9 protein-coding genes are annotated in these 13857 nt (G+C 49.1%); 6 read left to right on the forward strand and 3 right to left on the reverse strand.

What is annotated here, in order from left to right; genetic code table 11:
* Positions 1-204: 204 nt before the first annotated feature.
* The 3 genes from OCU43_RS19800 to OCU43_RS19810 are packed head-to-tail and all read right to left on the reverse strand — an operon-like array spanning position 205 to position 3180.
* Positions 205-1686, reverse strand: coding sequence for a PhnE/PtxC family ABC transporter permease (locus OCU43_RS19800; RefSeq protein ID WP_091360248.1), 1482 nt, complete (start codon positions 1684-1686; stop codon positions 205-207).
* Positions 1673-2323 carry an ATP-binding cassette domain-containing protein gene (locus OCU43_RS19805; protein ID WP_091360250.1) on the reverse strand — a complete coding sequence of 217 codons (651 nt, stop codon included), beginning with the start codon at positions 2321-2323 and terminating at the stop codon, positions 1673-1675. The genes OCU43_RS19800 and OCU43_RS19805 overlap by 14 nt, the downstream gene beginning before the upstream one ends.
* Positions 2323-3180 carry a putative selenate ABC transporter substrate-binding protein gene (locus OCU43_RS19810; protein ID WP_091360252.1) on the reverse strand — a complete coding sequence of 286 codons (858 nt, stop codon included), beginning with the start codon at positions 3178-3180 and terminating at the stop codon, positions 2323-2325. The genes OCU43_RS19805 and OCU43_RS19810 overlap by 1 nt, the downstream gene beginning before the upstream one ends.
* Before the next feature lie 312 nt (positions 3181-3492).
* Here OCU43_RS19810 and OCU43_RS19815 point away from each other — a divergent pair, with 312 nt between their 5' ends.
* The 6 genes from OCU43_RS19815 to OCU43_RS19840 all read left to right on the forward strand — a co-directional run bounded on the left by OCU43_RS19815 (position 3493) and on the right by OCU43_RS19840 (position 13856).
* On the forward strand, positions 3493-5838 hold the full coding sequence (locus tag OCU43_RS19815) for a transporter substrate-binding domain-containing diguanylate cyclase (RefSeq protein ID WP_091360254.1): 2346 nt from the start codon (positions 3493-3495) through the stop codon (positions 5836-5838).
* A 63-nt stretch (positions 5839-5901) separates the two neighbouring features.
* The gene (locus OCU43_RS19820) at positions 5902-6516 is read left to right on the forward strand and encodes a LysE family translocator (protein ID WP_091360256.1); all 615 of its coding nucleotides are present in this window, start codon (positions 5902-5904) and stop codon (positions 6514-6516) included.
* A 43-nt stretch (positions 6517-6559) separates the two neighbouring features.
* Positions 6560-7699 carry a methyltransferase gene (locus OCU43_RS19825; RefSeq protein WP_091360258.1) on the forward strand — a complete coding sequence of 380 codons (1140 nt, stop codon included), beginning with the start codon at positions 6560-6562 and terminating at the stop codon, positions 7697-7699.
* A gap of 364 nt (positions 7700-8063) precedes the next feature.
* On the forward strand, positions 8064-10181 hold the full coding sequence (locus OCU43_RS19830; RefSeq protein ID WP_091360259.1) for a TonB-dependent receptor plug domain-containing protein: 2118 nt from the start codon (positions 8064-8066) through the stop codon (positions 10179-10181).
* Positions 10182-10200: 19 nt separating this feature from the next.
* Positions 10201-11163 carry an ABC transporter substrate-binding protein gene (locus tag OCU43_RS19835; RefSeq protein WP_091360261.1) on the forward strand — a complete coding sequence of 321 codons (963 nt, stop codon included), beginning with the start codon at positions 10201-10203 and terminating at the stop codon, positions 11161-11163.
* Positions 11160-13856, forward strand: coding sequence for an ATP-binding protein (locus OCU43_RS19840; protein ID WP_261832952.1), 2697 nt, complete (start codon positions 11160-11162; stop codon positions 13854-13856). Before OCU43_RS19835 ends, OCU43_RS19840 begins: the two co-directional genes overlap by 4 nt.
* The last annotated feature ends 1 nt before the right edge of the window (position 13857 follow it).

Raw genomic sequence — 13857 nt, forward strand, 5'->3', positions numbered from 1 at the left:
GGTTGCATCACTGTCGGACGGTGTGTCTCGTCGGTTTAACAGCCCCTTAGCACTGAAGCCTGGAGCATTTGAAAGCTGCTCTGACATAACTGGCACAACGCCTCTCTCCACGTTGGGTACTCGCCCGGTAACGGTAAGCCTGCCTTTCATCATAGCGTCTGATCAGGTTTGTGCAGCTTTAAGCCAACAAAATGGGGGATAAAATCAGGGATGCAGCTGAATCCGGCGTGCCAGCAGATCAACCAGGATGTTCATCATCGCCGCGATCAGAATCAGCAGCAGAGCCACATCGAAGCGGATCTCCTGAATCGCGCTATCGACAAAAAAACCGATCGTTTGAATACCCAGAATACCCAGAATAGCGGTCTCCCGCATAATCACTTCCCAGCGATAGAGCATAAAGGATAAAAATGCCGGATAACTGCGGGGCAGCAGCTCATAAAAATAGCGGTCTGTGCGTCTCTCTGGAGCATCGGGTCTAAGCTGTATTTCATTGCTATTTCGCCCGGTCAGATAGCCGATCAGGGCGCCATTATGAATCGCCAGTGCGATCACCGCCGGTAACATCGAAGGCCCCAGTAACTGCAACAGAATATAAGCCAGCAGATATTCAGGCGTAGAACGGGCAATCACCAGAAAAATATGGCCGGGAAGCCGTCCCACCGTACCAAAGCAATAACGATTGATCAGGGGGAAAAACAGCAGCGCAAACAGGCCCGTCACCACCAGTGCTATCTGTGACAGGAGCAGTGTATTCCACACCCCTGGCAGCGCCTGATCCATTACAATAGTGCCCACCCAGTCCGCCAGAGAGCGCAGAGATGCATCGTCACTGCGCAACGGGGACGGGATAATATCCTGAGAAAAGAAGCGTCCGACATTCCCCCAGATAATCGGCATCCCCGAGCCCATAAAAAAAGGAGACCCCAGCAAAAAAAGCGGCAGCGTCCAGCGCCTGAGCCACAGTTTTTTCGTCGCTATTAACAGGTAAAACAGGATCATCAGCCCCGCAACTTCGGAGTAGTACCCTTGCGAGAAAGAGGATTCCAGATAATATCCAAGGGTTGGCAGACCGACAAACCCCAGAATCGCACTGCTGCGGATACCACATTCAAGGCGATAGGAGGTGTAGCTGACCAGATGGGGCCAGGCTTGCGGCAACCGGGTATAGAGAAGCGCACTGAGAAAGCCACTGCCCACGGGTAGCGCTTTTTCTGGCTGGGTTTCCACCTGATCAAAAATTTCAGCATACATACGGGCAAAAATCCCGCAATAAGGAACCGCAATAGCCAGCAAACCGGTTAACGGATGCAGACCGAAGAATTGCAAAAAGATCAGCGCCCAGAACAGTTCATGGATCGACCGGATAAGCGCACAGACAGCACGGACAATAAGGTTTTGAAACATCAGTGCTAACAGAAAACCACAGATCACGGCCAGCGCCACACCAGCGAAGGCAAAAGCCAGCGTTGCCAGCAACGCTTCGATCACCAGGGCGGGATCCATCAGCTGTGGAGAGATAACCCCCTGCAGCATCCGGCCTATCTCACGCCAGGGATCCAGGCTGGAAACATCCAGATCAGCGAAGGGCAAACAGAACAGCGCAACCAATAAAAACCACACCCCGGTCCGGACACCTCCGGGCCAGCGGTAGCGCGGCAGCGGCAAAGGCTTAATAGAATTCATTCAGCGCACTTGCAGTCAAACGCCCGGATGGCTGATCAAGGACAAGTTCACCATTCTGAATGGCAATAATCCGCTGACCATAGCGTAATGCCCGGTCAACATCATGCAGAGTAATCACTGCGGTGGAAAAGTTCTGGCCAAGCAGTGACATCACCCGATCAGCTTCCGGTCCGTCTAATGCGGATACCGGTTCATCTGCCAATAACACCGGGGCATCCTGAAAAAGCGCCCGGGCGACGGCGACACGTTGCTGCTGACCTCCCGACAGGTCCGCCACCAGCGAAAAGCACTTATCGGCCAGCCCCAGCCGCTCCAGCAGTGGCTGTACTTCAGCCACCCGGGCCTGAGCAGGGCGGATCAGGTTGCGAATGTTGTGCAAGACGGTGTAGCGCGGTAAACGTCCCATATAAACATTATGAAACACGCTCAGACACTCGACTAACCCCAGGCCCTGAGGGATCAGGGCGCATTCGCTACGATTCTCGCTATAAATATGATTTAGCAGAGTCGATTTACCACAACCACTTTTACCCAGCAGAATCAGATGCTCGCCAGCCCGGATATCCAGGCTGACAGGCCCCAAAACCCGCTGATCGCCGTAGCCCAGCGCATCGCTTTGTATCGCCAGCAGGGACATTAATCCAGCAAACCCACCTGCTTGGCCACTTTACGTACCGGCTCGAAATCATCATTCGATGCGGGAATAAAGCCTGAACGGGGGAAGCTATTCAGCAGTTCAGGATCATTCATCTCCAACAGCGCTTTTTCCAAGCGGGCGGTGAAACCGTCACCATAGACAGCATCCAGATCGCCGCGCACGCTCCACTGATAATCAGGATAGGTGGGGGTTTCCCAGATAACCTGTACCTTAGAGGTATCCACTTTGCCTTCAGCCACAGCCGTTTCCCAGACTTTATAGTTTAGTGCACCCACCTGATAGGCTCCGGATTCGACCAGCGCAATCGTGCGTGAGTGGTTACCACTGAAACCGACCCGGCTGAACAGTTCATCAGGGCTGATACCAAACTGCTCCCGCAGGTTATATTCAGGCATCAGGCGCCCGGATGTTGAGCCTTTTGAACCGAAGGTAAAGGTCAGCCCCCGCAGAGATTCCGGCAGATGATCAGACGGACTGATACCGGTGCTGGTGTTGGCAATAAAAAACGATTTGAACTCGGGATCTTCAACCCCCTGAGCCACAGCACGAGACCCTGGCACCAACTCCCGGGCCTGCACACCGGACAACCCACCAAACCAGGCAAGTTGCACCTGATTATTTCTGAATGCGGTTATCGAAGCGGCATATGATTTAACCGGAATAAACCGCACCTCAGTTTTCAGCTCCTGTTGCAGATAATCAGCCACTTTCTGAAACCGCTGCTTCAGCTGAGTTTCGTCCTGATCAGGAATGGCAGTAAAAACGAAGACCGGGGCAGCATTAACAGCACCCGCTAATAGCATTAAAAACAATCCACGGATCAATATTCTGAGCATTTTTTCATTCCTGAATAATCAGTAAAGTTAAGGCGGCTATTTTCGCACACTCCCCCATGATAATGCAGCTTGTTTAAGCAATGCAGATAGAAAATCAATGAAAAATACAAACACCTGTTTGATAAACTTTACTTTTTAAACACATAAAATAATAACTCCCGGTCTATGCTGAAAGGAGGCTTACCACCCTGTAACAAATATTAGCCTGGGAAAACGAATACGGGTTTGAAGCAGACTGCGTTAATATTCATCTGATCTTAAGTCGCTCCCCTCGCTGTATCAGGGCCTGAACACCTGCGCCGGATATACTATATGCTGCATCATGCGTTAAAACTGCTTTCACTCTTACTGCTATCACTGCTGGCCAGTATCAGCCATAGTGCGGAAAGTAATACCGATAATCTGACCCCTGTTAGTCTGCAGCTTATCTGGAAACACCAGTTCCAGTTTGCCGGATACTATGTGGCGAAACACAAAGGGTTTTACCAACAGGCAGGGCTCGATGTTTCCATTCACGAATTTGAAAATGATGAAGACCCTGTCGCCACGGTGCTAAGTGGCAAACGGGATTTTGCTCTGGGCCGCTCAACTATTCTGGCGCAACGTATCAACGGAGCCAGAGTTACCGCCCTGTTCGCCACCTTTCAAAGCTCCCCGCTGATGTTGCTGACCACCACGGCGTCTGGAATCTCAAAGCCTGCCGACCTCAGGGGCAAACGTATCATGATGACCAGCGATGCAGAGAAACAGGTTGAGCTGCTGGCAATGTTACATCAGTCCGGTATTACTGAAGCGGATTTTGAACGTCAGAATCATAGTTTTGACATCAACGATCTGATCGACGGGAAAACCGACGCGATGGCGTCCTACCGGTCTAATGAACCCTTTCAGCTAATGAAAAAAGGGATCAGCTACACCATGATCCGGCCGGAAAAATTCGGTTTCAGTATGTACTCAGATCTGCTGTTCACCTCAGACACCCTATTACAGGAGAAGCCTGAACTGGTTGAAGCCTTCCGACAGGCAACCATTAAAGGCTGGCGCTACGCTTTCAGCCATATTGAGGAAACCGCAGATCTGATTCTCGCAGAATACAACAGCCAGAATCGTTCAAAAGAAGCTCTGGTCTATGAAGGAGAGCAGTTGGCAACCCTGGCATTTGATCAGGAGGGCAGATTCGGATCGATTAATGAAGAGAAGCTTAACGCAATATCACAGCTTTATCTGCTCTTTAACTTAATCCCATCCGATTACACCATTGGCAACTTTATCTACCAGCCGAAAGATCATAACCGGCTGTCACTGAACCATCGAGAACAACAGTTTCTGGCTAACAATCCAACCTTTAAAGTCTGTGGCGATCCTCTTTGGGAACCCTATAGTCAGTTGACATTCAACCGTTACGAAGGGGTAATCCCTGATTATCTGCAACTGATAAGTGAGCGCACCGGTCTCCGCTTTGAAACCATCACCTCTCAGGTATGGAGTCAGTCCATTGCCGCCATGAAAGCGGCTAAATGCGATATTATCGCCGGGGCGATGCAAACCCCGAACCGGGCGCAATACATGCAATTTTCCCACCCCTATCTGAGCATGCCAGCGGTACTGGCGGTGAGATCGGATACGCCAGCAGATATGCCGCTACAGGAGATATTCAGCCACCCGGTAGCAATCATCGAAGAATCAGCCTTTATCGAGATTATTCGCGGGCGTATTCCTGACGCCCATATCGTGCCGGTTGCATCGGTTACCGATGGCCTTAAGCGAATTCAGAGCGGCGAGGTCTTTGCCTTGCTGAATACCCCCGATGGTCTCAGCTCTGCTATCAGCCAACGTCAGCTATCCGGGATAAAAGTGATCGATCAGGTGAGAGACACCTGGGATATCAGCGTTGCAATCAACCGCTCCTATCAGGACACGCCGTTACTCTCGATCATCAACAAGGCGATCAACTCGATTACCCCAGCGGAGCGAGATGAGATACGCAACCGCTGGATCAGGATAACCTTTGAGCATGAAACCGATTACTCGCTGCTCTGGCGGTTTGTTTCCATCATCAGCATTGCACTTCTGTTTCTTATTTATCGCTATCGGCTGATCCATATGCACAACCAGCAACTGCGCGAAATCGCCCGCCATGATCAGCTTACCGGCCTGTATAACCGGCGCATGCTCAACGATGCGCTCACTGACAGTATTGAGATATCCAGACGTTATAAACGCCCGTTTTCGATTGTTTTTTTCGATCTGGATGACTTTAAAGAGATTAATGACCGGTTTGGCCATAATGAAGGAGACCGGGTACTTAAAGTGGTCGCCGATATATTACACAGTAATTGTCGGTTGAGTGATCATTATGGCCGCTGGGGAGGAGAGGAGTTTCTGATTGTTCTGCCCGAATCAACGCTGAAAGATGCGCAATCCAGCGCTGAAAAACTACGCCGGGCGATAGAGGAACATGATTTCACATTATCTACGGCCGCGCAGATCACCGGCAGTTTTGGTGTTGCACAGTTCGAACCGGGGGACACCATTAACAGCGTTATTGACCGGGCTGATCAGGCTCTTTACCGGGCCAAGTCTTCAGGTAAAAACCGGGTTTGCAAGGCTCAGGGGAATCAAAGGAAAACCGTTGCAGAGCTGCAGGGAAACCATTGATGACAATAGCCTTAAAGAAGGCGAAATAGTACACTGATCCCCGTTTATACCAAGGAGACACTCATGTCTTTGGAAAGTGCTATCACCTTTTTTATCGCTATATTTATCTTTGGCATCACCCCCGGCCCCGGCGTGTTTGCTATCCTGGCCAAAGCGATGGTAGAAGGCTCCCGACGCTGTTTTATGCTGGCACTGGGGATGACCTGCAGCGACATTATCTACCTGACCCTTGCCTGCCTGGGGCTGGCTACTATCGCCGAACACTGGGGGGGGCTGTTCACTCTGATCCGGTGGATTGGTGCTGCTTACCTTATCTGGCTGGGCTTCAAACTGTTTACCAGCAAACCCAGTATTGATCCCGCAGCCACATCTATCGCCAGACGTTCATCGATGGAGTTTATGCAGGGCTTTCTTATCTCGGCCTCCAACCCCAAAGTTATACTGTTTTATATCGCCTTCCTGCCCACCTTTATGGATCTGTCCTCACTCGACAGCAGGGACATTGCCCTGGCGGCGGGACTGACACTGGTAGCCCTGATGCTGGGGCTGATGCTGATCGCGCTCTGCGCTCACTGGGCCAGTAAACGATTGCAATCCCCTACGGCAACCAAGCGACTGAATCAGTGTGCCGGGGGTATTATGATGGGAGCAGGAGTTTATCTGGTTTCGCGCAGCTGATGCTTTATAATCAGCTTCCCACTTTTCAGGTTACAGGATTACGATGGAAACCCTTGCGGTCCCTCAGGGGAATTTTAAACTGTCTCGCTTTCCGGTCCGACAACAGGAGACGCTGCGCGCCTGGGATGCAGCTGATGAGTATCTCCTAGACTACCTGAATGATGAACAGCTGCTACACAGCAACTGCCATATACTGATTGTGAATGATAGTTTCGGCGCGCTGGCCTGCGCCCTCTCAGGTTATGACACCGTATCGGTGAGTGACTCATTTATTGCCCAGCAAGGGATGCAACTAAACCTCAACCAGAACCAGCTTGACCCGGATGCAGTAGAATTCAGGCACTCACTGATGGCTTACGGTCAGGCAGATAAGCCTTACGATATAGTGCTGTTCAAGGTCACTAAAAGCCTGGCACAACTGGAAGACCAACTGCATCGCATCCGTCCCTATATAACGCACAACAGTCGAATTATCGCAGCAGGCATGGCAAAGGGGATTCACACATCGACTCTGCAGCTTTTTACAACGATCATCGGTCAGACGAAAACCTCACTGGCACGCAAAAAAGCCAGATTGATTTTTGCCCACTTCGATCCAGAACTGATTCCGCCTGAAAACAGCTATCCACGATCTTACAGACTAGCAAACACTGAGTATCAGATTCTCAACCATGCCAACGTATTTTCACGGGAAAAACTGGATATTGGCACCCGTTTTTTGATCGAAAACCTCCCCACAGATAACCGTTTTCAACAAATTATCGACCTGGGCTGTGGTAATGGTATTGTCGGTCTGATGGCGGCAGCGGCCAATCCACAAGCATCCCTCCGCTTTGTTGATGAATCCTATATGGCAGTAGCGTCTGCCAGGGAAAATTTCAGCCTTGCATTTCCTGACAGAGAGGCGCAGTTCGAGGTAACCGATTGCCTGAAAGGTATACCATCTGATAGCAGTGATCTGATCCTCAACAACCCTCCCTTTCACCAACAGAATGCTATCGGAGACTTTATCGCCTGGCAGATGTTCACCGAAGCCAAAACTATTCTTAAATCAGGCGGCGAACTCTGGGTGATAGGCAACCGTCATCTTAACTACCACGCCAAGCTGAAAAAGCTTTTCGGCAACTGTTCAACCATCGCCAGCAATACTAAGTTTGTTATTCTGAAAGCAATCAAGCGCTAAGCATCGGGTCTGTTGTCGTATCAGGCCCATGAGTATCAGCCACAAGACAAAGCGTGATAGCGATAAAGCGGTTTTAACGGGAAGATGCTTCATTTTTAAAACAGATGTTTACATTTTCTGAGAATATTCGTCAGAATCTGAATCGACCGGCAAGGTGATATCAGGTATATTCGTAGCCTTTATTTTCCCAGATTTTTCTAACCATTTGTTTATCAGGAACAGGTAAACATGTCGTAGGTTTTGAGTATGCAATGGATAATCGAACACAATGGTTTCATTATCGAAGCAATATTGATGGGTGTTATTGTTATTTGGGTTGGTACACGGATCTGATCAAACCTAATTGCAGGTTAAAACCACAACCATGTCATTTGTAAATATACGCAGGTTTGTCGCTACACTGTCTGTAGTCATCTTGTCTCCCACTTCTGCATTATGTGCCGATCAGAGCGAACTGTCTGAGCTGGATTATCTGAATGATATTCCGGTTACCTTTTCAGCCACACGTTTACCGCAAACCCTGAGCGAGGCTCCTGCCTCTGTTACCATTATTGATCGCCGGATGATTGAGGCGTCCAGTGCCACCACGATTCCGGAACTGTTCAGGCTGGTACCGGGTATGCAGTCATACCATATCGCCACAAATGCTTCAGCAGTGGCCTACCACGGTATGAGTGATAAATTCCCCCCCCGAATGGAAGTTATGATCAATGGTAGATCTGTATACCTTCCGCTTTTCTCTGCAGTTATCTGGGAGAGTCTGCCAATATCGGTGGCAGATATCGAACGTATTGAGGTCATCAGGGGCACAAACACTGTTACCCAGGGATCAAATGCGTTTCTTGGGGCAATCAATATTATTACCCATACACCTCTGAGCGATCAGGGGGGATTTATCCGCTACACTCAGGGTGAATTTAATACCCGGAATGCTCAAGCTGAACATAACCAGAAAACATCTCACGGTCATTATCGGGTTGCTGCTGGCATACTTGGCAATGACGGTTATTCTTTTGAATACGATGCTCAAGACCCATATTTAAAAAGATATTTTAGTTTCGAAAGCACATCATCACCAACATTGCTCGATACCATCACTGTTGATCTGGGTTACTCTGATGGTTATAGCTCTGTGGGGGATATCAGACCAAAACCTGGCTGGAATTTTAAACGGCGGGAATTTGAAACTAATTTCCAGCAAGTCTCCTGGACTCACACCCTTCAGAATACTGATGAACTCAAGCTAAGTTACGCCCGCGCGGTCAATAACTTCGACGCAAGATTATTATCTGCAGCCGAAGCAGCCCAGCTCATACAACAACCAATCAGCGTTGCTCAGCAGTTTCTTGATACCAATGCACCGATTTCAATCACTGCTGAAACCGGCAATATGGAGCAACATGACGTTGAAATAGCATTAAAACAACAACCTTCATATAACTCAAAACTAATATCAGGACTCGCTTACCGATCAGCAAGCGCTCAGAATCGTCAACTCCTGAATACCCGTGAATGGATTAAAGAGGAAAGTACACGGCTGTTTACAAACTGGGAATATTCTGGATTTACGGACTGGACAATAAATACGGGAGCTTTAATTGAGCATGTTAGCAATGGCAGTACCCGAGTATCTCCACGCGTCGCTGCGAACTATCAGCTATCCAACCAGAGTACTATAAGAACGTCCGTAAACCGGGCTTATCGTATGCCTTCTCTTCTGGAAGCCAACTTCGAAAATATTATCTATATTCCACCGCCTTACACTGGATTATACGGAGATGTTTATGATTATGATTTTATCGCCAACAAAGATCTCTCACCGGAAAAGCTTGATTCCATCGATCTGGGCATCATCTTCAAATGGCCAGAACTAAACGCTCAACTGGATACACGCGTCTATTATGAAAAAATTGAGGATGGCATAACAACCAGCTATCAACTGCAGGACGCAGCCATGATCGCCTCAGCCCCCCTTGATCCAGACCATCTGTATCGTAGTTATATGAACCGGGCAGAATGGAGCAACCAGGGCATTGAATTCCAGTATAAATATCAATCAGAAGAAAGCCTTAAGCCTCTGCTCGTTATCAACTACGGCTATATAGACAGCAATGGATATCGGAATGATGGCAACCAGCAAGGTAGTGTCACCGATGTTTTTGATCGACTTGAGACCCGCAACCCGATACACACAGGTTCCATCCTGGCGAGTATTACACTGCCTGACAATCTGAATTTCAGTCTTAGCCATTACTATCTTAGTTCTGTACGCTGGCAAGAAGGAGTAAAGGACACTGATCCTCCTAACGCCCCCTACCACCGAACCGATCTGAAAATTTCTAAGGGATTCAGACTCTCTCCTCAAAATGAGCTAAGTATTGCGCTGATTGTGCAGAACTTACTGGATAAACCCTATTCTGAGTTTTATGCTGAGAATATGTTTGAACAACGAACCTACTTACAAGCCCAGCTAAGTTTCTGATTTTCTGTCAAAACGGATTATGCCGAACGCGACACAGGAAGTAGTCAAAAACACCTTTCACAACTGTCAGATCATCTGTTTACTGATAGCTCTTGTGCTTGCCTGCGGTAATGTGAGGGCGGCTGACTCGCTGCTGTTACTCAGCAGCGATAACCCTGCCTATCAGAGTGTTGCATCGACAATCATCAGCCAGGGGCCAACCATCCGCATGGATACATCGTATCCGGAACACCTGACGGAGAATGCCACAGCCCACCTCGCCGCTTACCAGTTGCTCATCACTGTCGGCAGCCAGGCGACTGAATTTGCCCTGCAGTTCGCCCAGCAAAACAGTACTATCGTCAGCACCTTTATCCCCAGTCAGCGATTCCAGCAGTTATCACAGAAATACGCTGTTGAACTGAAACAGAGAAAAATCAGCATAACCGCTATCTATCTGGATCAACCGCTGCAGCGTCAGCTCAAACTCGCCTCGCATATAAAGCCGGAACTAAAAAGCCTGGGGTTCACTCTTGGGCCTGACTCGCTGTATATGCTACCGCAACTTAAAGACGCGGCAGCCAGCATGGGGCTCACCCTTAACTATCAGACACTGAGCCTTGAAGACAACCCTATTCAGCGTATCCAGCCAATCATGGAGAGCTCTGATCTTTTTCTCGTCATTCCAGACCAGAGCACATTCAACAAAACCACCGCCAAGTGGTTGTTATATATGTCTCTACGCAACCGGGTGCCCCTACTTGCCTTCTCGCAGAACTACGTTAAGGCAGGAGCTATCGCCGCATGCATCACCACCCCGGAGGATATCGGCCGCTTCACCGCTGAACAGCTGCACCTGATCGCCGGAGGCACACTACCGCCGCCGTCCTTCAGCCCCTATTTCAAAGTGATCACTAATCCACGAATTGCCAGACAGTTAAACCTGTCAATACAAACAGCAGAACAACTCCAGAAACAGATTATGGAGGCAGAAATCCAGTGACAAAGGACCGGAAAAATCGTTACGGGATTCGCCAGCAGGTATTACTGATAGCGCTGATCCCCTTGGTCGCCATGACGCTGATTTTAGCAGGCTATTTTGTCTCAACCCGTATAGCAGATAATAAGTCTGCCCTGATTGAACGGGGAGAAACCATGTCACGCCTGCTGGCTCAGGCGTCTGAGTTTGGTTTGATATCAGAACTAACCCATCAGTTATCGGCGCTCAGTCAGGGGCCTATACAGGAAGCCGATGTCGCCGATGTCATCTTTATTAATCGCGATAAACGAGTGCTTTACCGCTCCAACGATTTCCACCTGAAACCCAATCTCCAACCACAGCCCAGTCATCAGACTGATACTTCTGTCTGGCTATTCACCACACCGGTGACCACCCAGGGAATCATCGTTGGCGATTCCCCCGAGACCAGTTCTACCCTGGCCGAGAGGGAGCTTCTTGGCTGGGTCGTGGTTGCCATGTCGACTCAGCCCATGCATAGCCGTGAAAACCAGATTATTACCAATAGCCTGTTGATTCTGCTGGGAGGTCTGGTCTGCACATTTATCATCGCGGCACGATTTGCAGAAACACTGACTAAACCGATCATCAGCCTGACAGCCGTGGTCAAAAAGCTTGAGGAGGGACACCTCGACGCCAGGGTGGATATTCAGTCTTACGCTGAACTGGGCTCTCTGGAGAAAGGAGTGAATCTCCTGGGTGAGCAGGTGCAGAGTTCAAACCAGATTCTGGAAAGCCAGGTAGAAAAAGCCACTGAACGCTTACGCAAGACCCTTCACCACCTTGAAAACCAGAATATTGCCCTGCAAAAAGCCCGTCAGCGGGCAGATCAGGCCAATATGGCGAAAGATCAGTTTCTCGCACGCATGAGTCATGAACTCAGAACGCCACTAACCTCTATTCTGGGTTTCACCAATATTCTGCGCCAGACAGACCTTAGCTTTGAGCAGCAGGAACATTGCCGGATTATCAACCAGACCTCCAATATGCTGTTATCGATCATCGATGACATACTGGATTTTGCCAAGCTGCAATCCGATGCTATAAAACTGGAGCGTATACAGTGCAATCCTGAGCAGGTCATTTTTGAAGCGATTGAGATGCAGTCCCAAAGCGCAGCGGCTAAAGGACTTGAATTGTCTTATCAGGTTGATGAAACGGCCTATGCTGATGTGTTAGGCGATCCAACCCGACTGCGCCAGATCGCAACAAACCTTATCAGCAATGCCATAAAGTTTACCGACACAGGGCAGATCCAGGTTACACTGCGAACCCTGAAAGAAGCCCATGGAGTAAAACAGTTACAGCTGTGCGTCAAAGATACCGACATCGGTATTTCTGAGGAGCAACAAACACTCCTTTTCAATGCATTCGCTCAGGCGGATTCATCGATAACACGCCGTTTTGGCGGTAGCGGCCTGGGGCTTGTTATTGTACAAAAGCTGGTACAGCTGATGCAGGGGAGTGTTAAGCTTTCCAGTAAGTTGGGAGTTGGAACGGAGATCTGTTGCAGTTTTACCGTCAAAACAGACCATAAGTTACTGCCTGCTTCTGCATTTGAACCTTCTGAAACCAGGCTGATCATCTTTGACAGACACCCCGAAAGCCTCCATGCACTCAGCGATATGGCACAGCCGCTCGCGTCACATATACAGACCTGTGCAACTATCCAGGATCTTGAAAAGACACTATCAGGTATTGAAGGGCATTTAGCCGGACTGATCTTCGGTCTGAGTGCCAATGTGGATATAGCCAATCAGCAAAAGCTTAAAATCACTACAATATTCGCTTCTTTTAAAGGCAATATCCTGCTACTGACGCCCGCCCTTGCGGGTAATACCGATGAGTTTTCCCACCTCATCGATAACCCTCGCCTCACAATTAACAGCAAGCCTTTGCAGCGGGAAATGCTAAAAAAATGGCTACAGCATGCCCCCGTCAATCATCAGCGACTGAAAACAGAGCACAGCGATGACTGCCTGTTGGCCGACCGGGTCATTCTGGTTGCTGAAGATAATGACTTTAACCGATTACTATTAAGAAAGATCATTGAGTCAACCGGCGCCACGGTGTTCGAAGCACGGGACGGTGAGCAAGCGATCAAACGGATCAATGAAATAAAGCCTGACATTGTTATTATGGACGTACACATGCCCAGAATAGATGGTATCAGAGCAACCAGTTCGGTACGTGAGAACTTTCCCGACCTGCCGATTATAGCGCTAACCGCCGATGTTATCTCAAGCGAAGAGCACGCACTACGCCAGGCAGGGGTAACCCGCATTGAATATAAACCGATCAATGACACGCGCCTGATCAAGCTGCTGAAGATGCTCTGCGCAAAAGAGAATCAGAACCATAATGCAAACACTCCCTCGCAAAGCGAACCGGTGGCGAGCACGAACCTGCACAAGTATCAGATGAGCAAAGAGGATCTTCATCAAGAACTGATAACACAGATAGAAGGGTTACAGCAGGCTTTTAATCATAACAACAACAGAGGTATACGGGATCATAGCCATCAACTTATCGGACTTGCCGGACTGTTTGAGCTACCAGAGCTGGAAAACTGTAGTATAGCGTTAAACAATGCTGCAAAAGCCGGCGACACCAGACTGGTATGGGAGACCCTGACCCGTTTGCGACGGCTGATAATGCACCAACAATACCTTGATTAGA

This window comes from Amphritea atlantica (assembly GCF_024347255.1).
Taxonomy (GTDB): Bacteria; Pseudomonadota; Gammaproteobacteria; order Pseudomonadales; family Balneatricaceae; genus Amphritea; species Amphritea atlantica.